The organism is Curtobacterium sp. LFS079 (assembly GCF_047977865.1).
GTDB lineage: Bacteria > Actinomycetota > Actinomycetes > Actinomycetales > Micrococcaceae > Arthrobacter.
This window is the reverse complement of sequence record NZ_JBFPFO010000005.1, coordinates 168,988-194,336: the sequence shown is the minus strand read 5'-3', so window position 1 is coordinate 194,336 and position 25,349 is coordinate 168,988. Positions and strand designations below refer to the sequence as shown.

At 66.6% G+C, this 25,349-nt stretch carries 18 protein-coding genes and 3 tRNA genes; 11 read left to right on the top strand and 10 right to left on the bottom strand.

Features of this window, described 5'->3' with window-relative positions:
* Nucleotides 1-39 precede the first annotated feature (39 nt).
* A complete protein-coding gene (locus tag ACNQPB_RS10975; RefSeq protein ID WP_498751589.1) occupies nt 40-1,092 on the bottom strand; it encodes a 3-isopropylmalate dehydrogenase in 1,053 nt (350 codons plus the stop codon).
* A gap of 135 nt (nt 1,093-1,227) precedes the next feature.
* Here ACNQPB_RS10975 and ACNQPB_RS10970 point away from each other — a divergent pair, with 135 nt between their 5' ends.
* The 4 genes from ACNQPB_RS10970 (at nt 1,228) to ACNQPB_RS10955 (ending at nt 6,554) form a co-directional block, all read left to right on the top strand.
* Nucleotides 1,228-2,430 (top strand): sensor histidine kinase, encoded by a 1,203-nt coding sequence (locus tag ACNQPB_RS10970; protein WP_498751588.1) that lies wholly within the window; start codon nt 1,228-1,230, stop codon nt 2,428-2,430.
* A gap of 3 nt (nt 2,431-2,433) precedes the next feature.
* Complete coding sequence (locus tag ACNQPB_RS10965; protein ID WP_498751586.1) at nt 2,434-3,120, top strand: response regulator; 687 nt, start codon at nt 2,434-2,436, stop codon at nt 3,118-3,120.
* A gap of 114 nt (nt 3,121-3,234) precedes the next feature.
* A complete protein-coding gene (locus ACNQPB_RS10960; RefSeq protein WP_498751584.1) occupies nt 3,235-4,011 on the top strand; it encodes an ABC transporter ATP-binding protein in 777 nt (258 codons plus the stop codon).
* A 2-nt stretch (nt 4,012-4,013) separates the two neighbouring features.
* Nucleotides 4,014-6,554, top strand: coding sequence for an ABC transporter permease (locus tag ACNQPB_RS10955; RefSeq protein ID WP_498751583.1), 2,541 nt, complete (start codon nt 4,014-4,016; stop codon nt 6,552-6,554).
* Nucleotides 6,555-6,625: 71 nt separating this feature from the next.
* On the opposite strand, the gene metG is transcribed toward ACNQPB_RS10955, so the two are convergent.
* The 8 genes from metG to ilvD form a co-directional block, all read right to left on the bottom strand.
* The gene (gene metG, locus ACNQPB_RS10950) at nt 6,626-8,185 is read right to left on the bottom strand and encodes a methionine--tRNA ligase (protein WP_498751581.1); all 1,560 of its coding nucleotides are present in this window, start codon (nt 8,183-8,185) and stop codon (nt 6,626-6,628) included.
* A 79-nt stretch (nt 8,186-8,264) separates the two neighbouring features.
* The gene (locus ACNQPB_RS10945) at nt 8,265-9,032 is read right to left on the bottom strand and encodes an ABC transporter ATP-binding protein (RefSeq protein WP_498751579.1); all 768 of its coding nucleotides are present in this window, start codon (nt 9,030-9,032) and stop codon (nt 8,265-8,267) included.
* Nucleotides 9,029-11,824, bottom strand: a complete 2,796-nt coding sequence (locus tag ACNQPB_RS10940; RefSeq protein WP_498751577.1) for an FtsX-like permease family protein — start codon at nt 11,822-11,824, stop codon at nt 9,029-9,031. Before ACNQPB_RS10940 ends, ACNQPB_RS10945 begins: the two co-directional genes overlap by 4 nt.
* 240 nt (nt 11,825-12,064) lie before the next feature.
* Entirely contained in the window at nt 12,065-13,660 is a 1,596-nt protein-coding gene (serA, locus tag ACNQPB_RS10935) for a phosphoglycerate dehydrogenase (protein WP_498751576.1), read from the bottom strand.
* A 259-nt stretch (nt 13,661-13,919) separates the two neighbouring features.
* Entirely contained in the window at nt 13,920-14,945 is a 1,026-nt protein-coding gene (gene ilvC, locus ACNQPB_RS10930; protein ID WP_498751574.1) for a ketol-acid reductoisomerase, read from the bottom strand.
* A 95-nt stretch (nt 14,946-15,040) separates the two neighbouring features.
* A complete protein-coding gene (gene ilvN / locus ACNQPB_RS10925; protein ID WP_426298309.1) occupies nt 15,041-15,553 on the bottom strand; it encodes an acetolactate synthase small subunit in 513 nt (170 codons plus the stop codon).
* A 1-nt stretch (nt 15,554) separates the two neighbouring features.
* Nucleotides 15,555-17,456: an acetolactate synthase large subunit gene (locus ACNQPB_RS10920; RefSeq protein WP_498751573.1), complete on the bottom strand. Its 1,902-nt coding sequence runs from the start codon at nt 17,454-17,456 to the stop codon at nt 15,555-15,557.
* 390 nt (nt 17,457-17,846) lie between these two features.
* Nucleotides 17,847-19,568: a dihydroxy-acid dehydratase gene (gene ilvD / locus ACNQPB_RS10915; protein ID WP_498751571.1), complete on the bottom strand. Its 1,722-nt coding sequence runs from the start codon at nt 19,566-19,568 to the stop codon at nt 17,847-17,849.
* A gap of 153 nt (nt 19,569-19,721) precedes the next feature.
* Here ilvD and ACNQPB_RS10910 point away from each other — a divergent pair, with 153 nt between their 5' ends.
* The 4 genes from ACNQPB_RS10910 (at nt 19,722) to ACNQPB_RS10895 (ending at nt 22,219) form a co-directional block, all read left to right on the top strand.
* On the top strand, nt 19,722-20,672 hold the full coding sequence (locus ACNQPB_RS10910; protein ID WP_498751569.1) for a sunset domain-containing protein: 951 nt from the start codon (nt 19,722-19,724) through the stop codon (nt 20,670-20,672).
* A 24-nt stretch (nt 20,673-20,696) separates the two neighbouring features.
* Nucleotides 20,697-21,881, top strand: coding sequence for a PQQ-dependent sugar dehydrogenase (locus tag ACNQPB_RS10905; RefSeq protein ID WP_498751567.1), 1,185 nt, complete (start codon nt 20,697-20,699; stop codon nt 21,879-21,881).
* Nucleotides 21,882-21,999: 118 nt separating this feature from the next.
* Nucleotides 22,000-22,075, top strand: a tRNA-Lys gene (locus ACNQPB_RS10900).
* 68 nt (nt 22,076-22,143) lie between these two features.
* Nucleotides 22,144-22,219 (top strand) — tRNA-Lys (locus ACNQPB_RS10895).
* 94 nt (nt 22,220-22,313) lie between these two features.
* On the opposite strand, the gene ACNQPB_RS10890 is transcribed toward ACNQPB_RS10895, so the two are convergent.
* Complete coding sequence (locus ACNQPB_RS10890; RefSeq protein WP_498751565.1) at nt 22,314-22,814, bottom strand: MarR family winged helix-turn-helix transcriptional regulator; 501 nt, start codon at nt 22,812-22,814, stop codon at nt 22,314-22,316.
* A 92-nt stretch (nt 22,815-22,906) separates the two neighbouring features.
* On the opposite strand from ACNQPB_RS10890, the gene bcp reads away from it, so the two are divergent.
* From bcp to ACNQPB_RS10875, 3 genes are all read left to right on the top strand, one after another.
* Entirely contained in the window at nt 22,907-23,383 is a 477-nt protein-coding gene (gene bcp / locus ACNQPB_RS10885) for a thioredoxin-dependent thiol peroxidase (protein WP_498751563.1), read from the top strand.
* Nucleotides 23,384-23,480: 97 nt separating this feature from the next.
* Nucleotides 23,481-23,562: transfer RNA gene (locus ACNQPB_RS10880), tRNA-Leu, on the top strand.
* 94 nt (nt 23,563-23,656) lie between these two features.
* Complete coding sequence (locus tag ACNQPB_RS10875) at nt 23,657-25,303, top strand: ABC transporter substrate-binding protein (RefSeq protein WP_498751561.1); 1,647 nt, start codon at nt 23,657-23,659, stop codon at nt 25,301-25,303.
* Nucleotides 25,304-25,349 lie beyond the last annotated feature (46 nt).

The following is a 25,349-nucleotide window of genomic DNA, read 5'->3' as shown; positions in this document are numbered from 1 at the left end:
GTCAAGCTTACGCCCCGCTGCGGGACGCAAGAGTCCGCCTCAGAGCGCTGCCAGGATGGCGTCGCCGATGGCCGTGGTGCTGCGGGTTTCACCGTTGCGGGACTCGACGTCGGAGACCACGGCGGTCTCGATCCGGCGGGCCGCGTCGGCGTAACCGAGGTGGTCCAGCAGCAGGGCCGCGGAGAGGATGGCCGCGGTGGGGTCTGCCTTTTGCTGGCCGGCGATGTCCGGTGCGGATCCGTGCACCGGTTCGAACATGGACGGTGCCGTGCGGTCCATGTTGATGTTGCCGGAAGCGGCCAGGCCGATGCCGCCGGTAACGGCTGCGGCGAGGTCGGTGATGATGTCGCCGAACAGGTTGTCCGTGACGATGACATCGAAGCGCGCCGGGTCGGTGACCAGGAAGATCATGGCGGCGTCGATGTGCAGGTAGTCGTGGGTGACCTCGGGGAATTCCTTGGCCACGGCTTCGACCGTGCGCTTCCACAAGTGACCCGCGTAGACCAGGACATTGTGCTTGTGGACGAGGGTGACGTGCTTGCGCGGACGGGCGCTGGCACGGCGGAAGGCGTCGCGGACAACGCGCTCCACGCCGTGGGCCGTGTTGAGCGAGACTTCGGTGGCGACCTCGTGCGGGGTTCCGCCGCGCAGGGTGCCGCCGTTGCCGACGTAGGGGCCTTCGGTGCCTTCACGGACCACGATGAAGTCGATGTTCCCCGGGTTCGCCAGGGGGCTGCCCACCGTGCCGTAGAGGCGGGAGGGGCGCAGGTTCACGTAATGGTCCAGGCTGAAGCGCAGCTTGAGCAGCATCTCGCGTTCGATGATGCCGGAGGGGATGCGGGTGTCCCCCGGTGCGGCACCGACGGCGCCGAACAGGATGGCGTCGTGCCCGCGGAGCTTCTCAAGGGTCTCGTCCGGCAGGGTTTCGCCGGTCTCCAGCCAGTGCTGCGCGCCGAGCTTGTACTCGGTGCGCTCGAGGGTGATGCCTTCGCTGGCAACAACCTTTTCCAGGACCCTGACGGCCTCGGCGATCACTTCGGGGCCGATGCCGTCGCCAGGGATGACTGCGAGATTAATGGACCGTGCGTTCATTCCACCAGCGTGCCAACGCATCCACATTCTGGTCAAAAACGTCTCATTATTCGGGCGGCCGGCAGTCGGACAGTCCTGGACCTTTCAGACCACGGCATGATGTGGCCGCGTTCCGGCGGCCGATAGAGTGCATGGGTGGACAGACGGCATGCACTCTACAACTGGTTCCGGCGCAACCCCTTCAAGGTGGATTTCACCGCCGCGGCCCTGTTGGTACTCATGTTCGGCCCTGTCTACCTGTACGCCGGACGCCCGCTGCTCGCCCTCGTCTCCTCGGCCCTCCTGGCCCCGCTCGCCTGGCGGCGGACCCGGCCGGTGACCGCAGCCGCCGTCGTGGTCCTTATCTGCCTGGTCCAATGGGCGCTGGCCGTCCAACCGGTCGCCGGGCAGATCGCCGTGCCGCTGGTCATCTACGCGGTGGCCGCCTACGGTCCTGTGTGGGCGAGCCGCTCTGTATTGGTCCTGGGACTGCTGGGAGCGGTCATGCTGACTACCCGCTACTACGGCAGTGGAGCGGAGTCGGGCATCCAGGACCTGACGGTAGGAGCTGCCTATACGGTGCTGGTCTGGATGCTGGTGCTGGTCAGCTGGACCCTGGGCGACCTGACCCGGGTGCGCCGGCTGCAGCTGCAGGCCCTTGAGGACCGCAACCGCCGCCTGGAGATCGAACAGCAGCAGGAGCGCCAGCTTGCCGCCGCCGATGAACGCTCCCACATCGCCAGGGAAATGCACGACATCGTGGCGCACTCCCTCGCGGTGATCATCACCCAGGCCGACGGCGCCCGATACGCTGCCGCGGCAAGGCCCGAGCTCGCCACCGAGGCACTGGCCACCATCGCAGGCACCGGCCGGAACTCCCTGGCCGAGATGCGGAGGCTGCTCGGCGTGCTGCGCTCCGACGGGGAAGCCGGTACCCGTCCCCAGCCCGGCCTTGCCGAGCTGGACGAGCTCCTCCTGGGTTTCCGCGCCGCCGGCCTGCAGCTGTCTTTCGAACAGGGCGGCGTCCCGTCCGGCCAGGCCGGAGCATCGCGACGCCGGCTGCCGCCGGGAGCCGAACTTACCGCCTACCGCGTCATCCAGGAGGCGCTCACCAATGTCATCAAGCACGCCGGCCCCAGGGCCAGGGCAACAGTGGACCTGCAGTGGCAGGCGCGCGGCGTGCAGATCGAGGTGCGCGACGACGGCCGCGGAGCCGCAGCCGACCCCGGCCAGGGCGGCGGCAACGGCCTGCGCGGGATGGCGGAGCGGATCGCCCTCTACGATGGATCCTTGGACGCCGGCCCGGCCAGCGGCGGCGGCTTCCGCGTATCCGCCTTCATCCCCTACTCGGAGTCCTGAACCATGACTGAAACGGCCGGAATCATCCGGGTGGCCCTCGTTGACGACCAGCAGCTGGTCCGCTCGGGCTTCGGCATGCTGATCAATTCGCAGCCGGACCTTGAAGTGGTGGCTGAGGCCGGCAACGGCCTCGACGCCGTCCGGGCCCTGGCGGCCACGAGCGCCGATGTGGTCCTCATGGACGTGCGCATGCCGGGCATGGACGGGATCGAGGCCACCCGAAGGATCCTGGAACGATCGTCGGGACCGAAGATCGTGGTGCTGACCACCTTCGACCTCGACGAGTACGCCTTGGCCGCGATCGAGGCCGGCGCCAGCGGCTTCCTCCTCAAGGATGCCCCGCCGGAGGAACTCCTCGAGGCCATCCGCACCGTACACCGGGGCGACGCCGTGATCGCGCCGTCCACCACCCGGCGGCTGCTGGACCACGTGGCTCCCTTGCTGCGCGCCCGGACGCCGGAACAGAACGGGCACGCGGCCGCCGTCGAACGCCTGACCGCCCGCGAGCGCGAAGTGTTCGAACTGATCGCGCAGGGCCGTTCCAACCCGGAAATCGCTGCGGACCTCTTCCTGTCCGAGGCCACCGTGAAGACGCATGTGGGTCACATCCTGGCCAAGCTCGAAGCGAGGGACCGGGTGCAGGTCGTGGTGATCGCCTACGAAACAGGCGTGGTCTCCCCCGGCAATTGACCCTGTAGGCTTACTCCGCTGCCGGCGGGCTCAGACCACGGTATGAGGGCCGGGCCGGAGGAATGGCCCTGTGGCCCGATCCGCCGGAGTACCGGTCGAAAATAGCGTGGGAGCATGACAACTTTCGCGCCCTTTCCCCGCCCTTCCGGTTCCTCCGCCGCTTCCGCGGCTCCCGCCGTCGAGGCCTTCGACCTGAGCAAGCATTACGGCAAGGCTGACGCGCAGGTCAGAGCGCTCGACGGCGTCAGCGTCGCCTTCGAGGCTGGCCGCTTCACCGCCATCATGGGCCCTTCCGGATCCGGCAAGTCCACCTTGATGCATTGCCTGGCCGGTCTCGACACCCCTGACGCGGGCAGGATCGTGCTTGGCGGTACGGAGATCTCCGCCCTCAACGACCGGCAGCTGACTGCCCTGCGCCGGGAACGCATCGGCTTCGTGTTCCAGGCGTTCAATCTGGTCCCGACGCTCAACGCCGAACAGAACATCACCCTCCCGCTGGCCCTGGCCGGCAGTACTGCCGACCCGGACTGGTTCGACTACGTGGTGGGCACCCTGGGCCTGAAGGACCGCCTCAGCCACCGGCCGCATGAACTCTCCGGTGGCCAGCAGCAACGCGTGGCCGTTGCCCGGGCCCTGCTCACCCGGCCGGACGTGGTGTTCGGCGACGAACCCACCGGCAACCTGGACTCCAGGGCCGGCGGCGAGGTCCTGGCGATGCTGCGCCGCAGCAGCCAGGAGCTGGGCCAAACCATCATCATGGTCACGCACGACCCCGTGGCGGCCAGCTACGCCGACCGCGTGGTGCTGATGAGCGACGGCCACCTGGTGGGCGAGCTGGATAACCCCACCGCAGATTCCGTGCTCGCCGCCCTCGGCAAGCTGGGGGCCTGAGCATGCTGCGCGTTTCCCTGTCCCAGCTCTCCACGCAGTTCAGGCGTTTCATCGCGATCGGCCTGGCCGTGATGCTGGCCGTGGCCTTCCTCTCCAGCACGCTCATGGTGGGCGCCAGCACGCAGGCGTCCCTGGGCGCCAGTGTGGGCGAGGCCTACCGCAAGGCCCGGCTGGTGGTGACCCCGAAGGACGGCGAAGGGCTATCCCTCAAGGCCGTCGAGGCCGCGTCCTCCGCGCCCGCCGTGAAGGACAGCTACGCCGAACGGTACGCCGCGGTCACAATCGACGACGGCGGCAGTGAACAGCTTGCGCGGGTCCGGAACCTTGCCCCTGCGGCAATGGAGCCTTCGGTGCTGTTGTCCGGCCGCTACCCGGCCGCGCCGGACGAAGCAGCCGTCGACGCCAAGACGGCCGAGCGGCTCGGCCTCAGCGCCGGCAGCGAACTCACGGTGGGCGCCAGCGGTTCACCGGAGGAGGGCGGCAAGCCCGGCATCCGGACCTTCCGGATCACCGGCCTGCTTCGCCCGAGCAACGATCCCTTCGCCGCGCCCTTCCCGCAGCTGCTCGCGGCCGACAGCACGGTGGCCTCCCTCGTGTCGGGCAGCACAGGCCAGGACAGCACTGGCTTCACCGGCCTGCAACTGCAGCTCAAGGACGGCCAGGACCAGGCGGCGGCGGTCGATTACCTCGCACAGCGCCTCAAGGCCGCCGGTGCCGGGGACGCCGTGGTGCAAACCTCCGAAGAGAAAGTCACGGCCGCCGTCGCGCAGATGAGCGGCGGGCAGGACCAGCTGACCATCATCCTGCTGGCGTTCGCCGGGGTGGCGATCGTGGTGTCCACCCTGGTGGTCGCGAACACCTTTTCCGTGCTGGTCGCCCAGCGCACCCGGGAACTGGCCCTGCTGCGCTGTCTGGGTGCCGGCAAAGCCCAGATCCGGTCGTCCGTGCTCTTCGAGGCCGCGGTGCTCGGTTTCGTGTCCTCGATCCTCGGCGTGCTGGCCGGAGCCGGGCTGATGTCCGCACTCATTGCCTGGGCGCGGACCACCCCGGAACAGGCGTTCGCCACCCTGGCCGTCCCGCCGTCGGCAGTCATCGCCGGGCTGGTGGCCGGAACCCTGCTCACCGTGGTCGCCGCGCTGCTCCCGGCCAAGGCCGCGACCGCCGTCGCTCCCTTGGCCGCACTGAGACCTGCGGACGATGCCAGCCTGCGCAACAAGCGCGGCCGTGTGCGGCTGTGGCTGGGCCTTGCCGCGCTGGCAGTCGGCGTGCCGCTGCTGGTGCTCGGTGCCATGTTCAACATGCTGATGGTTGCCATGCCGGCCGGCGCCCTGTCCTTCTTGGGCGTGCTGCTGTGCGCCAGCCTCTTCGTCCCGCCGGCGGTTGCCGCTGCGGGCAGGCTGGCCGCGCCCGCCGGCGTGCCGGGCCGGCTCGCCGCAGTCAACGCGGTGCGCAACCCTGGCCGGACTTCGGCCACGGCAGCCGCACTCCTGATCGGCGTCACCCTGGTGACCCTGATGATGGCCGGTGCCGCCACCTCGCGGCAGGCCTTCGACGCGATGCTCGCTGAGAACTATCCGGTGGACCTGGCCGTCCGCGTCGACGGCGCTGCGGGCCAGGATGCGGCAGTGCTGCGGAAGGTCGAGTCGCTCGACGGCGTGCAGGCCGCCGTGCTGCTCCAGGCAGCCGGCACGATCACAGCGCCGGGCACGGCTGCGGACGGAATTCCGGTGTTCGCGATCAGCTCCAACGACGCCGCGGCAGTGCTTCGCGATCCCGCCCTGCGGCCACAGTCCGGCACCGTCTACCTTCCCGAAAGGATGCACCTGGACAAGGTCACGGTCGCCGGACCGGGCGGCAAGCACAGCTTCGACGGCAGGACGCTGCGGACCGGAAACATCGATCCCCTGATGGACATCACGACGGCGGTATCCCTCTCAGGCGGGGCCGGTACGGCGCCCGGCGCCGCCCAGTCCGGCGCCGCTCAGGCGCTGCCCCGCACGGCCTGGCTCAAGCTCGACGACGGGCTCCCCGCCGACCGGATCCAGGCGATCCAGCGCGAGGCCGCCGACGCCTTCGGCGTCCCCGTGCACAACGTCAGCGGGGCCGCGGTCGAACGCGTGGTGTTCAACAGCATCATCGACGTCCTCCTGCTGGTGGTCACCGCGCTGCTGGGCATCGCCGTCGTGATTGCCCTGATCGGGGTGGCGAACACGCTGTCCCTCTCGGTGCTGGAACGGACCCGGGAGAACTCCTTGTTGCGGGCGCTCGGCCTCACCCGGGGCCAGTTGCGCGGGATGCTCGCCATCGAGGCAGTGCTGGTGGCCGGGGTTGCCGCGGTGCTGGGCTCGGCGCTGGGCATCGCATACGGCTGGCTGGGCGCCAAGGCCGCTCTGGGACCGGTGGCGGAGGTGGTCCCCGTGGTGCCGTGGCTGCAGCTGCTGGGAGTGTTCGCCGTGGCCCTGGTTGCCGGGTTGCTGGCCTCCGTGCTCCCGGCCCGCCGGGCTGCCCGCCTCTCGCCCGTCCAGGGCCTGGCCACCACCTGAGCCGCGCCGCGGCAACGAGAAAGCCCTCCCGCACCGGACTGTGACCGGGCGGGAGGGCTTTGGCGTGTTGGCTAGGCGTCCGCCGGTTCTTCGTAGCGCGGGAAGACCGGGGCGGGCGCGGGCAGTTCCGTGCCGGCAACGATCGGCGTGGCGATGGCAGCGAACTGGCGAGCCTCGCCTTCGGGCTGGCCGAGTACCTCAAGGAGCTTCGCGGACGACGCCGGCATGACCGGCTGGGCGAGGATCGCCACGATCCGGACCACCTCGAGGGTGACGTAGAGGACCGTGTTCATGCGTTCGACGTCGGTCTTGCGCAGCACCCACGGGGCCTGATCGGCGAAGTAGGCGTTGGTGTCGCCCAGCACGCCCCAGATCGCTTCGAGGGCGCGGGAGAATTCCTGCTTGTCGAAGGCGGCGCGGGCCGTGTCCAGCAGAGCTGCGGCCTTCTCAAGCAGCGCGGTGTCATCGGCGGTGAACGCACCGGGAACCGGTACCTTGCCCTCGCAGTTCTTCGCCACCATTGACAGCGAACGCTGGGCGAGGTTGCCGAAGTTGTTGGCCAGGTCCGCGTTCATGCGACCCACGATCGCCTCGTGGTTGTAGCTGCCGTCCGCGCCGAAAGGAACTTCGCGCAGGAAGAAGAAGCGCATCTGGTCCACGCCGTACTGGCCGACGAAGTCCGCAGGTGCCACCACGTTGCCCAATGACTTGGACATCTTCACGCCGTTGTTTTGCAGGAAGCCGTGGATCATGACGCGCTTGGGCAGTTCCAGCCCGGCGCTCATCAGGAAGGCGGGCCAGTAGATGGCGTGGAAGCGGGAGATGTCCTTGCCGATCACGTGGACATCGGCCGGCCAGAACTTCTTGAAGGACTCGGACTCGACGTCCGGGTAGCCTGCACCGGTGAGGTAGTTGGTCAGCGCGTCCACCCAGACATACATGACGTGCTTGGGGTCGCCCGGCACCGGAACGCCCCAGTCGAAGGTGGTGCGGCTGATGGACAGGTCCTCCAAGCCACGCTTGACGAAGCTGATGACCTCGTTGAAACGGTAACCGGGCGCGCCGAATTCCGGCTGGGCCTCGTAGAGCGCCAGCAGCTTGTCCTGGTAGGAGGAGAGCCGGAAGAAGTAGCTCTCCTCCGCGGTCCAGGTGACCTCGGTGGCCGTCTCCTTGGAGTAGCGCACGCCGTCGTCCTTGACCACGGTTTCGTCTTCGCCGTAGTACGCCTCGTCGCGGACGGAGTACCAGCCTTCGTACTTGGAGAGGTAGATGTCGCCGTTGGCTTCCATCTTCTTCCAGATTGCCTGGCTCGCCACGTAATGGTCCGCGTCCGTGGTGCGGATGAAGCGGTCGTAGGAGCTGCCCACGAGGTCGTGGACCTCGCGGAAGGCCGCGGAGTTGCGGTCCACAAGTTCCTTGGCGGTGATGCCTTCCTTGTCCGCGGTCTGCTGGACCTTGAGCCCGTGCTCGTCCGTTCCGGACATGTAGAACACCTCGTGGCCGTCCAGGCGCTTGAAGCGCGCCATCGCATCCGCGGCTACGAACTCATAGGCGTGCCCGATGTGCGGGGCGCCGTTGGGGTAGCTGATGGCCGTGGTGATGTAGAACGGGGACTTGGCTGCGGGGCTCACTCTAGAAACGTACCTTTTTTCGGTGACGGCGGGGGTGCGGTGACGGCTGCCTGCGCGGAAGCCGCCGATCGGAATTCAATCAGTTCAGCTCAGTCAGGGTGTCGCTGAGGCGGACGAGCTCATGGTCATGTGACGCCACGAGGACCGCGATGCCGTCGGACGTCGTGTCCTTCAGGATGCCGATGATCTTGTTGGCGGACGTCCGGTCCAGGCTCGCAGTGGGTTCGTCCACCACCAGGACGCGGGTGCCGAGGATCAGGGCGCGGGCGATCGCGACGCGCTGGCGTTCACCGCCGGAGAGCTGTGCCGGACGGTGCCTCATGCGCCGGCCCAGGCCCACCAGGTCCAGCAGGTCCTTGGCCATTTCGGTGCGCTGTTCCACCTCGCCGTCGGGCACGGCCGGGAGCAGCACGTTCTCCAAGGCGCTCATGCCGTCGATCAGGGCGCCGCCCTGGTCGACGTACCCGATCAGGGCACGGCGGCGGTCTGCGATCTCGTCGTCGCCCATGGTCTCCAGGGACTGGCCCTCCCACAACACCCGGCCCGCCGTCGGGAGGGTCAGGCCCGCGCCGACGGTGAGGATGCTGGTCTTGCCGGAGCCGCTTCGGCCGGCAACACAGTGCATCTCGCCCGCGTGCAGGGTCAGGTCGAAGTCCTCGATGACGGTGACCGGCTCGGCGCCGCCCTTGTCGCCGCCGTAGCGGATGGTGATCCGGCTCAGCTCCAGGGGCGTGGCATGGTCCGCAGCCTTGACGATGGTGTTGGCGCGGGTCTGCAGCGGGCCCCTGGCGGATACCTTCACGGCGTCCTGCACCGCGTGCGGATCGTTGTGGAGATTCTCAGTCATTTGACCACTTTCGTTGCAATGGGAATCCAGCAGATGACGGCCAGCAATCCGGCCAGGGCCGCCCACAGGGCGGCATAGGGGGCAAGGATGAGGCCCAGGGCCAGGGCACCCAGGACACCGAGGATCACGGCGACCGTGCCCACCAAGGCGTTTTCGAAGAAGCGCACGTGACCGAGCATGTCCGGGTTCCAGCCCATGGCCACGAGGGTGGCCAGGTACTGGCGCTTTGCCTGGAGTTCGAAGCGGGCAGTCACCAGCGTCAGGAGCAGGCCTACCAGCACGCCCGTGATGGCGAGGATCACGCTGGGCAATGCCACGCTCGCCGCAGCCAGGCCGCTGAGGGCGCTGGCGCCGGCGGCCCGCGGGATGTCGATCAGCAGCGCGAGCAGGGCGCCGACGGCCGCACCGAACACGCCCACCGCCACGGCCAGGGCCACGGAGTTGAAGCGGTTGGTGACCACCTGACGGTAGGCAAAGGTCAGGGCCGAATCGACCGGGAGCAGACGCTCGTCATGCTGCGGTTCCTGGTCCACCTCATGGCGGTGCCGCAACATGAGGGCCGCGATGTAGGCGGCGCCGCAGTAGATGACCAGCACCGATACGGACACGATCACGGTGGCCAGGTTCCAGCTCAGCAGGCTCAGGGCCAGGCCGGCCAACGCCAGGACCGCTGCCCCGATGCCGAACTCCTCCAGCACCCAGCGGCGGATCCTGCCCTGTGTCCAGCCCATGGCGCGCAGGATGCCTGCTTCGTTGCGGCGCTGGCGGATGTAGCTGACTGTGGAAGCCGCGGTCAACAGGGTTGCACCCAGCAGGGTCAGGAACAGCAGGGTGATGTTGGTTCCGGTCAAGGACCCGGTCACGGCGTCGGCGGCATCCTGGCGGACCCAGGACTGGGCGACAGTGCCGAGCGGGGATTCCTTGCCGGCATCGTCCTTGGAATATCCCGGGACGAAGATGCTGACGTCCTCGCGGGCCGAACCTGCCACGACCGTGGCTTCCAGGCCCATGGCACGGATCTCGGCGGCAAGCTTTTCGACCTCGGGCTGGGCCTGCTTCCAGTTGCCGGAAGCCCCGGCCCGGACCCGGACGGCGTCGATCACGTTGGCATTGCTGTCGTAGCCGCGTGCAGCGGCCAGGCCGTAGTAGTCGGTGATGGCACCGGCGGACTGGCTGACGAGCCCGGTGGCGCTCAGGGACGGCTTGAGGCCCTTGTCGGCGTCCTTGCCGGCGGCGTCCTTTTCGAGCGTCATCGGAGCGGAATCGTAGCCGCCGAGGGGCAGCTTGTTGATGTCGCCCGCTGCGGCCTGCACCTGGGCGGGGTCGAAGGTGCCGTACACCATCGGAAGCGGAGTGGCCGGCGTGTTCCCGGTGGCGAGGCTCTCGCGGTAGGAGCGTTCATCCGCCGGCTGGCGCTGGGTCTGGTCCACGGGCTCGCCGCGCAGCGACTTCTCCGGGAGGCGGTTCACGGTGACCCACTCCCCCGGCGTCGCGGACTTGTTGAGCGAGCCGTTGGCGGCGGTTTCGCCGTCCTTGTACTTGGGCGCAGCAGCGAAGTCGGTGCTCCACTGCGCGGGCTGGTACAGGCCTTGGCTGAAGTTTCCGGTGTTGCCCAGGAGCTGGCTGTGGTCGGTGGAACCCGGCCATTCCAGGGTGAACGGCGAGCGGGAAACGAACGGCAGGTAGTCCTTGTCCAAGGAGCGCGAAACGGTACCGACGTCCTTGACGACCTTGCCGGCGTCGTCGATTTCCTCGATCTTGACCGAGTATTTCAGGTCAAGGGAGGTGCCCTTGCGGACGATCAGCGGAATCGCCTGCGAGTCGTCGGTGAGCTGGCCGGCAAGCTTGGCCTGCTGGTACTGGGTCATCAGCGGGGCCCAGTACTTGAGCTTGACGCCCAGGAAGTCCGGGCCCTCCTCGAGCTCCTGCTCGCTCGGAGCCTTGGTGAACAGTTCTTCGAAGTAGCGGCCGATTGCACCGGCGTTGCGGGCGTCGGCCGGCGGTGCCTTCTCGAGGGGCGCCAGGAAATCGCCTGCGGAACCGAGCAGCGCGCGTTCGGCTGCGGGGTCGACGGCGACGACGGACTCGGTCACTTCCGGTGCCATGGGCAGGGAGACCGAGAGGTTGAAGAGGTTGTGGTCGGAGCCGCCGGCCGGAGACGGGAACTTGATGCCCGTCTCCCCGTCGGGGCCGGTGATACGGATGCTCTTGCCGCCGGCGGTGGTTTGCTCGACGACCTTCGCCTTGCCGAGGGTGCCTTCGGCGCTGGTCTTGAAGAGGGTCTGCTCGGAGACGCCGTCGGAGCTCACTGCCGTGGCGGTGAGGCGGTACTTCGTGGCCTTCTCCGGCAGCACTGACTCAGGGGCGGGCCACTTCTTGGCGTCCGTGCCCGTGGGGTCGCCGGCGGTGGCGCCGCCGGCGAGGCCGGAGTTGTAGCCAAGGTAGTCCATGGCGTCCAGCTTCGGGGCTTCCAGGTTCTGGATGACCCGCGAGACCAGGCTGATCGGCGCAGCCACTGCCGTGCCGGAAAGGGCACGGATCTTCTCGAGCTGGTCAAAACTGATTCCACCCTGTCCGGTGGCGATTTCCGGCTGGATCATCGCCTTTCCGTCCTTGGCGCCCTTGGCCTGGACAAGGATGTCGTACAGGCCCCGGGAATTCTCATCCACGGTACGGTTCAGAGCTGCCTGGGACTGGCTCTGAATGAAGACGGACATGCACATGGCAACGATCAAGATGGCCGAAGTCAACAGCAGCACTCGGCTTCTGATGAACCTCTGGACGGCGTTCATTCGGCTCTCCCTGAGACCTGGATTGCGGGCGCACACACGCAGGGGCAGTGCGCAGCAGGCAGCGTTGTCCTGCGTTTATCTTGCGAAAAGTAGTGGCCGGCCTGCCGCCGGATCCGAAAGTCGGACCAAGCCATTGTATGCAGACCGGCCACGGCTGTGCGCCGAAGCCCGTGGCCCCGGCGCGTAACCCCATGTTTCCCAGTAGCGACCAGGTCGCGGGTTAGCGACTAACCCGCGACTTTAGTCTTCCAGGTCCACTTCGCGGACCATGTCCGCGCCGATGCCGGCCTTGATCGCGTCAAGGACCTGCTGCGGGACCGAGCTGTCGATGGTCAGCAGGGCGAGGACCTGGCCGCCTTCGGACTGGCGGGCAACCTGCATGCCGCCGATGTTGATGTTGTTCATGCCCAGGATGTGGCCGATGGTACCGATGACACCCGGGCGGTCCTGGTACGCGACTACCACGAGGTGCTCGGTGATCGGGATTTCGACGTCATAGCCGTTCACGCCGACGAGCTTCTCGACCTGCTTGGGGCCGGTCAGGGTACCGGCCACGGAGATCTGGGAACCGTCGCTCAGCGCGCCGCGCAGGGTCAGGACGTTGCGGTAGTCCTCGGCTTCCGCCGTCGTGATCAGGCGGGTGTTGATGCCGCGCTGCTCGGCGATCACCGGCGCGTTGACGTAGGAGACCTGTTCGGTGACGACGTCGGCGAAAACGCCCTTCAGGGCGGCCAGTTCCAGGACCTTTACGTCCAGGCTGGCGATTTCGCCGGCGACCTCGATGTCGATTTGGGTCAGGGAGTCGTGGGTCAGGGCGGTGAAGATCCGGCCGAGCTTTTCGATCAGCGGGATGCCCGGGCGGACGTCGGGGGCGATGACGCCGCCGGCAACGTTCACGGCGTCGGGAACCAGCTCGCCGGCGAGGGCGAGGCGGACCGACTTCGCCACGGACACGCCTGCCTTTTCCTGGGCTTCATCGGTGGAGGCACCCAGGTGCGGGGTGACCACCACGTTGTCCAGTTCGAAGAACGGCAGGTCGGTGCTGGGTTCCTTGTTGAAGACGTCGACGCCGGCACCGGCGATCTGGCCTTCCTTCAGGGCAACGTAGAGGGCCTCCTCGTCCACCAGTCCGCCGCGGGCGACGTTGACGACGTACGCGGTTTCCTTCATCTTGCGGAAGGCGTCGGCACCGAGCATGCCCACGGTCTCCGGAGTCTTCGGCATGTGGATGGTGATGAAGTCGGCGTTCTCCAGCAGTTCGTCAAGGGTGACGAGCTTGACGCCGAGCTGCGCGGCGCGGGCGGAGGTGATGTAGGGGTCGTACGCCAGGATCTCGGTGTCGAAGCCCTGCAGGCGGGCGGCGACGAGGGCGCCGATACGGCCGAGGCCGATGATGCCGATCTTCTTCTCGAAGAGTTCGATGCCGGTGTACTTGGAGCGCTTCCACTCGCCGCCCTTGAGCGCGGCGCTGGCCTGCGGGATGTGGCGGGCCAGGCTGAGGATGTGCCCCACGGTGAGTTCTGCGGCGGAGACGATGTTCGACGTCGGGGCGTTGACAACCATGACGCCGGCCTGGGTGGCGGACTTGATGTCCACGTTGTCGAGGCCGACGCCCGCGCGGGCGATCACCTTGAGGTTCTTGGCAGCGGCAACCGCTTCCGCGTCCACCTGGGTTGCCGAGCGGACCAGGATGGCGTCGACGTCGGCGATGGCCGGCAGCAGCGCGGACCTGTCAGAACCGTCCACCTGGCGGATTTCAAAGTCGGGGCCGAGCGCCTCGATCGTTGCGGGCGAGAGTTCCTCGGCGATGAGGACGACGGGTTTCGTGTCTGACACGGGGTGGCACCTTACTTTGGACAGGACTGTGGACAAGGAGCGGATGCGTTGCCCGGAACTGGGAACCGGGTCCCGCCCAGAATATCGTCCCCCGACGGCGTTTCCGGTGCCCGGGGGCGATGTTACGTACGCCCTGGGCTGCATGTGAACAAACTCACTCCGGGGGCCCGGCCGGCCGCGGCATCGTTCCCCGGCGCGCAGAAGCGCCCGCCCGGCCTGGTGGCCGGACGGGCGCTCAGCAAAGGTGCATGGCCTGGGATCAGCGGGCTGCGGAGCCTTCGACGTAGTCAGCGTCCTGCTGCTGCCAGGAGAACAGCGAACGCAGTTCGCGTCCGACGCCCTCGATCGGGTGCTGCTCAGCCTTGGCACGCAGTTCCTTGAACTCCACGGCGCCGTTGTCCTGGTCGTCGATGAAGCGCTTGGCGAAGGCACCGGACTGGATGTCAGCCAGGACAGCCTTCATGTTTTCCTTCACCTCGGGGGTGATGACGCGCGGGCCGGAGACGTAGTCGCCGTACTCAGCGGTGTCGGAAACGCTCCAGCGCTGCTTGGCGATGCCGCCTTCCCACATGAGGTCAACGATGAGCTTGAGCTCGTGGAGCACCTCGAAGTAGGCGATCTGCGGCTGGTAGCCGGCCTCGGTGAGGGTCTCGAAGCCGTACTGGACCAGCTGGGACACGCCACCGCAGAGGACGGCCTGCTCGCCGAAGAGGTCGGTCTCGGTCTCTTCGGTGAAGGTGGTCTTGATGACACCGGCGCGGGTACCGCCGATGGCCTTCGCGTAGGACTTGGCCAGTTCCCAGGCGGAACCGGAAGCGTCCTGCTCGACGGCGATGATGTCCGGGATGCCACGGCCGGCTTCGAATTCGCGGCGCACGGTGTGGCCCGGGGCCTTCGGGGCGACCAGGATGACGTCGACGCCTTCCGGAGCCTCGATGTAACCGAAGCGGATGTTGAAGCCGTGGGCGAAGGCCAGGGCCTTGCCCGGGGTCAGCTTGTCCTTGATGGAGTCGTTGAAGATCGAGCGCTGGTGCTGGTCCGGCGCGAGGATCATGATGACGTCGGCCCATTCGGCGGCGTCGGCAACGTTCTTGACGGTGAAGCCTGCGTCCTCGGCCTTGGCGGCGGACTTGGAGCCTTCCTTGAGGGCGATGACGACCTCAACGCCGGAGTCGCGCAGGTTCAGCGCGTGGGCGTGGCCCTGGGAACCGTAGCCGACAATGGCAACCTTGCGGCCCTGGATGATCGACAGGTCTGCGTCGTCGTCGTAGAACATTTCAGTCACTTGCGTAACTCCTCTTGAGTGGTTTCTTGGAGATGTAATTCTGTGGTGCTGCGGTGGGGCAGCCGGGTTCGGCCAGGCGGTGCCTAGGCTGCCTCTTACGCGGAGCGTAATGCCCTATCACTCATGGAGCGGGATCCCCGTCCAACGGCCAAGGTGCCGGACTGCACAATTTCACGGATGCCGAACGGCTCCAGCACTGAAAGCAGTGCCGTGAGCTTCTCGGGGTGACCGGTTGCCTCGATGACCAACGAGTCTGTGGACACGTCGACCACGGAGGCGCGGAACAGGTCTGCAGCCTGGGTGACCTGCAGACGTGTTGCGGCATCCGCACGTACCTTGACCAGGATGTGGTCGCGCTGTACGGAAGATTCTGAAGTCAGCTCGACAATCTTGATCACGTTGACCAGTTTGTTCAGCTGCTTGGTGACCTGCTCGATGAGCTCGCCATCGGCGTCGACGACGACGGTCATCCGGGAGATGCCGGGGACTTCGGTGGGGCCCACGGCAAGGGAGTTGATGTTGAAGGCGCGCCGGGCGAAGAGGCTGGCCACGCGGGTCAGCACGCCGGGCTTGTCTTCGACCAGAACGGACAGTGTGTGGCGGCTCATGTTAGTCCTCCTCTTCCCATTCCGGGGTCAGGTTGCGGGCTACCTGGATCTGGTCATTCGAAACACCGGCGGGCACCATCGGCCACACCATGGAGTTCGGGCTGACCACGAAGTCTATGACCACGGGGCGGTCGTTGATTTCCAGGGCCTTCTGGATGGTGGCGTCGATGTCCTCGTCCCGCTCGCAGCGCAGTGCGGCGCAGCCGTAGGCATCGGCGAGCTTGACGAAGTCCGGGATGCGGACGGTGTCATGGCCCGTGTTGAGGTCGGTGTTCGAGTAGCGGCCATCGTAGAAGAGGGTCTGCCACTGGCGCACCATGCCCAGCGAAGAGTTGTTGATGATCGCCACCTTGATCGGGATCTTGTTGATCGCGCAGGTGGCCAGCTCCTGGTTGGTCATCTGGAAGCAGCCGTCGCCGTCGATCGCCCAGACCACGCGGTCAGGCTCGCCCACCTTGGCGCCCATGGCCGCCGGCACAGCGTATCCCATGGTGCCGGCGCCGCCGGAGTTGAGCCAGGCGTGCGGGCGCTCGTACTTGATGAACTGGGCGGCCCACATCTGGTGCTGGCCGACGCCGGCAACGTAGATGCCCTCGGGGCCGGTCAAGGCACCGATGCGTTCAATGACGCGCTGCGGGGCGCTCAGGCCGTCTTCGGGCTCGGTCCAGCCGAGCGGGTAGGTGTCGCGCAGGTTGCCCAGGAAGGACCACCAGGAAGTGAGGTCCGGGGTGCCGGACTGCGCGAACTGGTTGCGGACCGCCTCGCTCAGTTCCGGAATGATCTCCTTGACCGAGCCGACGATCGGAACGTCTGCCAGGCGGTTCTTGGAGATTTCCGCCGGGTCGATGTCGGCGTGGATGACCTTGGCGTTCGGCGCGAAGGTGCTCAGCACGCCGGTCACGCGGTCATCGAAGCGGGCGCCCAGGGTGATCAGGAGGTCGGCCTGCTGCAGCGCGGTGACGGCCGAAACCGAACCGTGCATGCCGGGCATGCCCACATGCAGCGGGTGCGAGTCCGGGAAGGCACCCTTGGCCATCAGGGTGGTGACCACGGGTGCGCCGGTCAGTTCGGCCAGTTCACGCAGTTCGGCCGAGGCGTGGCCCTTGACCACGCCGCCCCCCACGTAGAGCACCGGCTTCTTCGACTCGGCGATGAGGCGGGCCGCTTCGCGGACCTGCTTGTTGTGCCCGCGGAGCACCGGACGGTAGCCCGGCAGGTCCACCTTCGGCGGCCAGGAGAAGGTCATGTTGCCGACCTGGGCGTTCTTGGCGATGTCCACCAGCACCGGGCCGGGACGGCCGGTGGATGCGAGGTGGAAGGCTTCGGCCATCACGTGCGGGATGTCTTCGGGGTCGGTCACCAGGAAGGAGTGCTTGGTGATCGGCATGGTGATGCCCACGATGTCCGCCTCCTGGAAGGCGTCGGTGCCGATGACGGAAGCCGAGACCTGGCCGGTGATGGCAACGAGGGGCACGGAGTCCATGTGGGCATCCATGATGGCGGTAACGAGGTTGGTGGCACCCGGGCCCGAGGTGGCGATGCAGACGCCAACCCGTCCGGTAACCATGGCGTAGCCTTGGGCTGCGTGGCCGGCTCCCTGTTCGTGACGGACCAGGATGTGATTCATCTTGGAGGCCATCAAGGGGTCGTAGGTGGGGAGGATCGCGCCACCGGGCAAACCAAAAATATCGTCGACGCCGAGTTCTTCGAGCGAGCGGACAATAGCTTCCGAGCCGGTCATCACCGTTGGGGGTACAACGTTGTTCGGCCCGAGGACAGGAGAGAGAGTTGCAGCATTGTCGACGACGGCGTCAGCGGCACGGTCGACTTTTTCCGAAGCCTTGGCGGCTCCAGCGGACTTTGCAGCCATCAGCGAGGGGCTGATCGGCGATCCTTTGCTCATCGGACTCTTCCTTTGGGGATCTTCAGTTAGTGAAAGGTACTGCTGGGATACTGCTGCGATCGCGGTTTGCTCTGCCGTCGGCAATAAAAAAACCCCTCAGCCTTGCGGCTCTTCGAGGGGTTGCGCGTGACAGATCGTTGCCGGCCGGCTTAGTAAGCCACGCGCTTGCTAAGTACGACGACGGTGCCGGTAACGGTTGCGATCATGCGTTCAGTTTTCCCTCTTTGTGAGAGAGGTGTCAAATGACAAGACACCCATCTCACTATTTGGACTTCCCTGTCCACCTGCTGGTCAATGTCTGGCCAACAGCAATCGGCGGAGGGCTTAATAAGGGTAGCGCCGAGGAACCCGAGATGCTCGGCGCCCCGCGCCGAGCATCTTGGGAAGGCGCTACCCGCAGTAGGCGCCCGTGGAAGCGCTGTGCACCAGTTTGGCGTACTTGGCCAGGACACCCTTGGTGAATTTGGCGGGCAGCGGCTCCCAGCCGGCCTTGCGGGCCTCAAGTTCCGCTTCGTCGACCAATAGGTCGAAGCTACGGGCGGCGATGTCGACGCGGATGCGGTCGCCGTCCTTCACGAAGGCGATCGGACCGCCGTCGACGGCTTCCGGCGCGACGTGTCCGATGCAGAGGCCGGTGGTGCCGCCCGAGAAGCGGCCGTCGGTGAGCAGGAGGACGTCTTTGCCGAGGCCCGCGCCCTTGATGGCGCCAGTAATGGCAAGCATCTCGCGCATGCCCGGACCGCCCTTGGGGCCTTCGTAACGGATGACGACGACGTCCCCCTTCTGGATCCGGCCGTTGTCCAGGGCGTCGAGGGCGCCTTGCTCGCGTTCGAAGACGCGGGCGGTGCCTTCGAAGACATCGGCATCGAAACCGGCGCTCTTGACGACGGCGCCTTCCGGGGCCAGCGAGCCGTGCAGGATGGTAATGCCCCCGGTCTTGTGGATCGGATTATCCAGGGCCCGCAGGATCTTGCCGTCGACGTCCGGCGGGTTGATCGATTCGAGGTTCTCGGCAACGGTCTTTCCGGTGACGGTGAGGCAGTCACCGTGCAGCAGTCCGGCGTCGAGCAGTGCCTTCATGATGACCGGCACACCGCCGATCCTGTCGACGTCGGTCATGACATAGCGGCCGAACGGCTTCAGGTCACCCAAGTGCGGGACCTTGTCTCCGATGCGGTTGAAGTCGTCCAAAGTCAGCTCCACATTGGCTTCGCGCGCGATGGCCAGCAGGTGGAGCACGGCGTTGGTGGAGCCGCCGAATGCCATGGTGACGGCGATGGCGTTTTCGAACGCCTTCTTGGTCATGATGTCGCGCGCGGTGATGCCAAGGCGCAGCAGCTTGACGACCGCTTCGCCGGACTTGCGCGCAAAGTCATCGCGACGGCGGTCTGCCGAGGGCGGGGCGGCGGAGCCGGGCAGGGACATGCCCAGGGCCTCGCCGATGCATGCCATGGTGTTCGCGGTATACATGCCGCCACAGGCCCCCTCGCCGGGACAGATGGCCTTTTCGATGCGGTCGAGGTCCTCGCGGCTCATCTTGCCGGCGGCACACGCCCCGACCGCTTCGAAGGCGTCGATCAGCGTGACTTCCTTCTCGGAGCCGTCCTCGAGCTTGACCCAGCCGGGCATGATGGACCCCGCGTAGAGGAAGACGCTGGCGAGGTCCAGGCGGGCGGCCGCCATGAGCATGCCGGGAAGGGACTTGTCGCAGCCGGCCAGGAGCACGGAACCGTCGATGCGCTCGGCCTGCATGACCGTTTCCACGGAGTCGGCAATGACTTCGCGGGAAACCAGGGAGAAGTGCATGCCCTCATGGCCCATGGAGATGCCGTCGGAGACCGAGATGGTGCCGAACTGCATGGGGAAGCCGCCGCCGGCGTGGACGCCTTCCTTGGCGGCCTGGGCGAGGCGGTTCAGCGAGAGGTTGCAGGGGGTGATTTCGTTCCACGAGCTCGCGACGCCGATCTGCGGCTTGGCGAAGTCGTCATCGCCCATGCCCACGGCCCGGAACATTCCTCGCGCGGGGGCGGCGTGGATTCCGTCCGTCACCACCCGGCTTCGTGGCTTGATGTCCGGTGTGTTGCCTGTCTCACTTCGGGTGTGGTCAGTCATGGCGCAAAGTCTATGGCTCTGAAGGCCGCACCACGACTACCAGTACAACTTTGTCCGGAAGTTTGCCGGGGCGGCTGGCCGCTGGACACCCCCGGGAGCCCGCCGTAACGTCAAAGCTGACAAGTGCACCACTCAAACAGAAGGGCTCCTGCCGTGGATTGGTTGATCTGGGTCATCGTCATAGTGCTCGTCGTCGCGCTTGTGTGGTGGCTGTTGAGCCGGAGGGGCTCCACCTCCGCGCCGGCCGACACCTCCGCCCTTGCCAACCCGCCCTCCGCCTCCGGAGAATCTCCCCGCATGGTCGTTGAACCCTCGGCGGCAGTTGCCGGGACGCCGCTGGTAGCTCCGGTGCCTGTGCTTCCGCAGCCGGCACCCGAGGTTCCGGAGCAGGCCGCCGAAGCCGCCGGCGGCGATGTGGATGACTGGGAAGACGCAGGGGGCGGCTCCGGGGAACAGGAGCCTGTGGCGGAAGCCGTCGTGGAGCCCGTTGAAGAACCTGTCCTCGCAGGACCGTCGACGGCGGAGCCGGTCCTTGATGAAGAGGTGCCCGTCGACGGCGTGACGGCCGACGACGTCACTGCCGCCGACGCCGGTCCGCTCGCCCAGGAGGCAGCTGGAGAAGGTGCTGCAGGCACCGCTGCTGCCGGAACCGGCCCCTCCGCCGATGCCGTGGCCGACAAGGCAGAGTGGGAGGCCAGCTGGAGCGACGCCCCGCCGCGGCAAACCCCGGGACATAACCCGGAATACACGGCCCCGCATGCACCAACCCTGCCCGGCGCCGAGACGGCTGCCGCCGAGGAAGGCCTGGCTCCCGAGGTCCAGGTCCCCGCCGGACCTGAGGGGTCAGCAGAGACCCCCGCAGAAGACGCACCGCCCGCAGGCGGTCACCTGGCCGCAGGTCAGCCCTACGGGGAGGGTTCGGCCGCGGCCGGTCCCGACGGCAGCGGCCCCGCCGATTTCACCGTGAAGGCCGACGCCAACACCATGACCTATTACGACGAGGACATGCCGGCCTATGAGGAGGCGCAGGCATCCGTCTGGTTCCTCTCGGCGGCACACGCCGAAGCGGCAGGCTTCCGCCCGCCGCGCCGGTCCCGCGACTGACCGGCCGGACTGCCTGGAGGAACTGTGAAGCCGCGGATACCGGAGGCGCCGGCCCCGGGGCAGCGCACGCGCGGCCTCCAGGGTTCGGGCCGGCCGCGTCTCCGGGTCTTCGCCGGCGCTTTGCTGTTTGTCCTGCTCTCCTGCGGCGCGCTGGTTGCCGCATGCACAGGCAGCCCGCCCGGTCCCGCTCCCACAACCGCCGGCGGTTCCTCTCCCACCCGCACCGGAGGCACGCCGTCGGGAGCAACGGGACCCGCGCTCCAAGCCAAGCTCGACCTCAACCTGGACATTCCATGGTCAGTGGTCTTCCTGCCCGAAGGCACCGCGGTCATCTCCGAACGTGACTCCCGGCGCCTGGTGGCAGTGCGGAACGGTGAGGCGAGCACTATCGGGGAGGTTCCCGGCGTCGTGCCCGGAGGCGAAGGCGGCTTGCTGGGGCTGGCGCTGTCCCCGCACTTTGCCGATGACCGTCTCTTGTACTTCTACTACACGTCCGAGTCGGACAACCGGGTAGCCCGGGCGACGCTGGACGCCGACGGTGGTGGCAGGCTCGCCTTGGGCGAGCCTACGGTGGTTTTCTCCGGCATCCCCAAGGCTTCAACCCACAACGGCGGCCGGATCCGCTTTGGCCCGGACGGTTTCCTCTACGTGGGCACGGGAGATTCGCAGCGGCGTGGGCAGCCGCAGGACCGGAACGCGCTGGGCGGGAAGATCCTCCGGCTGACCGCCGACGGGAAACCGGCCCCGGGCAATCCCTTCGGCGACAATCCCGTGTACAGCTACGGCCACCGGAACGTGCAGGGCCTGGCCTGGGATAAGGACGGGAGGCTTTGGGCGAGCGAATTCGGGCCGGACGTCGACGACGAGCTGAACCTGATACGGCCGGGCGGCAACTACGGTTGGCCCGAGCTGACCGGCGCCCCCGGCCGCGAGGGGTTCATCGATGCCAAGGCCGTGTGGCCGTCAACCGCCGACGCCTCGCCGAGCGGCCTGGAAATCGTGGACGGGGTGGCCTACACCGCCGCGCTCCGCGGGCAACGGCTCTGGGCCATTCCAATTAACGGCGGAGAAGCCGGAACGCCTGTGGCTTATTTCACTGGTGAATACGGCCGGCTCCGGGACGTAGCACTGGCACCGGACGGCCTCCTCTGGGTCCTCAGCAACAACCGGAACCCCGATTTTGCCCTGCTCCTCAGGCTCCCCAAGTAGGCCGCACAAAACACCCCGGGCCGATTTCGCACTTTGAGTGACTCTCGTGTAGAGTTACATGTCGTTGCGGAGATCAACGGAAAAGGAAAAACTCCATTCCGGCGGTCGAAAACGACAAGCACCTCTAGCTCAACTGGCAGAGCAATTGACTCTTAATCAATGGGTTCCGGGTTCGAGTCCCGGGGGGTGCACCAAGGGAAGGGCCCTTGAGCGGCAAAAGCGTTCAAGGGTTATTTCTTTGGGTTGGACACCACAACTGAATGCACCTCTAGCTCAACTGGCAGAGCAATTGACTCTTAATCAATGGGTTCCGGGTTCGAGTCCCGGGGGGTGCACCACAAGGAGAATCCCGGACCGGCATCAGCCGGCCCGGGATTCTTCGTTTTCCAAGGCTGCGGATTTCCACCCGGCCGCTTCCACCAGGCCGCCGGCTCAGTGCGGATGCCCGCCCTCCGTGCCGGCCCGCAGGACGCCGGAACCGGACGCGGCGACGATTTCGCTGACCGCGGGCGAAGCGTGCTGCTCAGACAAGGCACGCACCAGGATCTTGAGCTCACCGCGCAGGAGATCGGCGTCGACGGGTGAATCCCGCAGCACCTCGCGTTCCAGTTGCTCAGCTGTGTCAAGCACCTGCCTGCCCGCCTCGCTCAGGCTGACGATCTGGCTGCGCCGGTCGCTTGAGCTGCGCGCCCTTTCGATGTAGCCATGCGCTTCCAAACGGGACAGGGTCTTGCCCATGGTCTGGGCCTGGACCCGCACGATTTGGGCAAGCAGGACCTGGGTGATGGCGCCTTTCACCGCGAGGACTTCCAAGGCGATCACCCCGGCGTGCGTGAGCCCGAGGCTGCTCAGTCTCTCGTTCCAGGCGTGCTCCACGAGCCGTGCCGCTGTAGACAACAGCCTTCCGGTGGGCCAACGCTCAATGTCAGGCATAACAGCCAGTATATAAAAGACACTGCCGGCAATTCGGTTCCCGGCCAAGCTATTACTAAGCTGGGTGGTCGCGAACGCAAGCAAGGAGCACCATGGCTGAACGACTCATCCCCGGCGACACCGCCCCCGGATTCACCCTCAAGGACCAGGACGGCAACGACGTCAGCCTGGAGTCCTACCGAGGCAGCAATACCATCGTCTACTTCTATCCCGCAGCTTCCACCCCGGCCTGCGCCAAGCAGGCCTGCGACTTCCGCGACTCCCTGGCATCCCTCCAGGCGGCAGGCTATGAAGTCCTGGGCGTCTCCCCCGACACAGTTCCCGCCCTGGCGAAGTTCGCGGCTGAGGAATCGCTGACCTTCCCGTTACTCTCCGACGAGGACCACAAGGTAGCCGAGGCCTACGCAGCCTGGGGCGAGAAGAAGAACTACGGCCGCACCTACCAGGGGCTCATCCGGTCGACGATCGTGGTGGACCCCGAGGGTACAGTGGCGGTGGCCCAGTACAACGTCCGGGCAACCGGGCATGTCGCCAAGCTCCGCAGGGACCTCAAGCTGGACAGCCGCTGACCAACGCCGGCATCCTGGCCTCCGGGCGGCTGCCCGCATGGGTAGAATGGAGGCCGGCACGGCAGCCGGGACCCGAGGATCCCGACGCCGGGCGCTCGCGCGAGTGGTGAAATTGGCAGACACGCAGGATTTAGGTTCCTGTGCCTTCGGGCGTGGGGGTTCAAGTCCCCCCTTGCGCACAAATATGGACGGCTGGATCCGTTTGACGGGTCCAGCCGTGTTCCGTCCGACTGCCTTGAGGGGACAAGAGTGGCAAGCAGCAAACGACGCCGGATGAAACTTCAGATCGGCGCGGGCCTTCTTGCCCTGGCCTTGAGCTCCTGTACCGGTGTGCCGTCCCCGTCGCCTTCGTCCGGAACGACGTCCGCCGGCAAGCCGGCCGCGCCGGACCAGACCTTCAATTTCGGCACTCCCGCGATGCCGCTCGGCCTCGACCCCGCCCTGAGCAACGACTCCGAGTCCTACCGCGTGACACGCCAGGTCATGGAAGGCCTGCTCGGCGTCGACCCATCCACCGGCCAGACCGTTCCCCTGCTGGCCACGGAGTGGTCCGAAGGCGAGGACGGGCTCAGTTACGACTTCAAGCTCCGTGACAAGGTCACCTTCCACGACGGCACGGCATTCAATGGCGCCGCGGTCTGCAGCAACTTCAACCGCTGGTACACCTTCGGACCCGGGATCAGGAACCAGGCACCGGGGATCATGTTCAAGAGCGTCTTCAAGTCGTTCTCGGACAACGCCTCGCTTTCCATCTTCAAGAGTTGCAGTGCCCCGAGCGCCGGCGAAGTGAAGATCAGGCTCAACCGGCCCTTCACCGGATTCCTGCAGGCCCTGACCCTGCCGGCCTTCGCCATTTCCTCCCCCACGGCTTTGGCCAAACAGAAGGCCAACGTCCTGGACCACAAGCTGGAAGGACAGCCGGTTTCCGCCTACGCGTCGCACCCGGTGGGCACCGGGCCGTACGTGTTTTCCGCCTGGACCAAGGACAAGATCACCCTCAGGAGTTATTCGGGCTACTGGGGTGACCGGGGGCAGATCGCCACACTCAACTTCATTCCGCTGGACCATCCGCAGACCCGCTTGGACGCCCTCCTGAACGGCAGGATCGACGGCTACGACCTCGTCACCGCGGGAACCTTCGATTCCCTCGTCAAACACGGCATGCAGATTGTCCAGCGGGATCCGTTCTCCGTAATGTACCTGGGCATCAACCAAGCCGTGGTGCCGCTGCAGAAGCTCGAGGTCCGCCAGGCGATCGAATACGCCATCGACAAGGAAAGCCTCATCCGGAAGTTCTTCATCGACAACACGGCCCAGGCATCCCAGTTCGTTCCACCCAAGCTCAGCGGCTTCAACAACAACGCGCCGGCCTTGGGCTACGACCCGGCAAAAGCCAAACAACTGCTCGCCAAGGCCGGGTACAAGGGCGAACCCCTCAAGTTCTACTACCCGCGCAACGTCACCCGCAGCTATCTGCCCACCCCGGAAAAGATCTACGCGGAAATCAGCAGGCAGCTGACCGCCGTCGGCTTCAACATCAAACCTGTCCCGGTGGACTGGGAAGACGGCTACCTGTCAAAGGTGCAGTCCCCCGGCGACCATGCGCTGCACCTGCTCGGGTGGAACGGCGCCTACACGGACCCGGACAACTTCGTGGCCACCCTTTTCGGCGAACGGCGCGGTGAGTTCGGTTACAACGACGCCCAGGTTTTCTCCAAGATCGACCGCGCCCGGGGCATGCCTGAAGGCCCTGAACGCGACGCCCAGTACCAGACCATCAACGCCCAGATCGCGGCAACAGTCCCGGCAGTGCCCATCGCCTTCCCGATCTCAGCGCTGGCCCTGTCGGACCGGGTGGAAAAGTACCCTGCCTCGCCGGTCTTAAACGAAGTTTTTACAAACGTCCGGCTAAAGTCTTGACGGCTCCCGGCAATTTCAGTTATGTGGCTGGGCGGGGATATTCTGT

Coding starts and splice junctions, on each gene's coding strand:
- ilvN (WP_426298309.1), bottom strand. CDS start 15,553: ATGAGCCGCCACACACTGTCCGTTCTGGTCGAAGACAAGCCCGGCGTG.
- ACNQPB_RS10940 (WP_498751577.1), bottom strand. CDS start 11,824: ATGAACGCCGTCCAGAGGTTCATCAGAAGCCGAGTGCTGCTGTTGACT.
- ACNQPB_RS10890 (WP_498751565.1), bottom strand. CDS start 22,814: ATGCCTGACATTGAGCGTTGGCCCACCGGAAGGCTGTTGTCTACAGCG.
- ACNQPB_RS10975 (WP_498751589.1), bottom strand. CDS start 1,092: ATGAACGCACGGTCCATTAATCTCGCAGTCATCCCTGGCGACGGCATC.
- bcp (WP_498751563.1), top strand. CDS start 22,907: ATGGCTGAACGACTCATCCCCGGCGACACCGCCCCCGGATTCACCCTC.
- ilvD (WP_498751571.1), bottom strand. CDS start 19,568: ATGACTGACCACACCCGAAGTGAGACAGGCAACACACCGGACATCAAG.
- ACNQPB_RS10955 (WP_498751583.1), top strand. CDS start 4,014: ATGCTGCGCGTTTCCCTGTCCCAGCTCTCCACGCAGTTCAGGCGTTTC.
- ACNQPB_RS10945 (WP_498751579.1), bottom strand. CDS start 9,032: ATGACTGAGAATCTCCACAACGATCCGCACGCGGTGCAGGACGCCGTG.
- ACNQPB_RS10960 (WP_498751584.1), top strand. CDS start 3,235: ATGACAACTTTCGCGCCCTTTCCCCGCCCTTCCGGTTCCTCCGCCGCT.
- ACNQPB_RS10875 (WP_498751561.1), top strand. CDS start 23,657: ATGAAACTTCAGATCGGCGCGGGCCTTCTTGCCCTGGCCTTGAGCTCC.
- ACNQPB_RS10965 (WP_498751586.1), top strand. CDS start 2,434: ATGACTGAAACGGCCGGAATCATCCGGGTGGCCCTCGTTGACGACCAG.
- ACNQPB_RS10920 (WP_498751573.1), bottom strand. CDS start 17,456: ATGAGCAAAGGATCGCCGATCAGCCCCTCGCTGATGGCTGCAAAGTCC.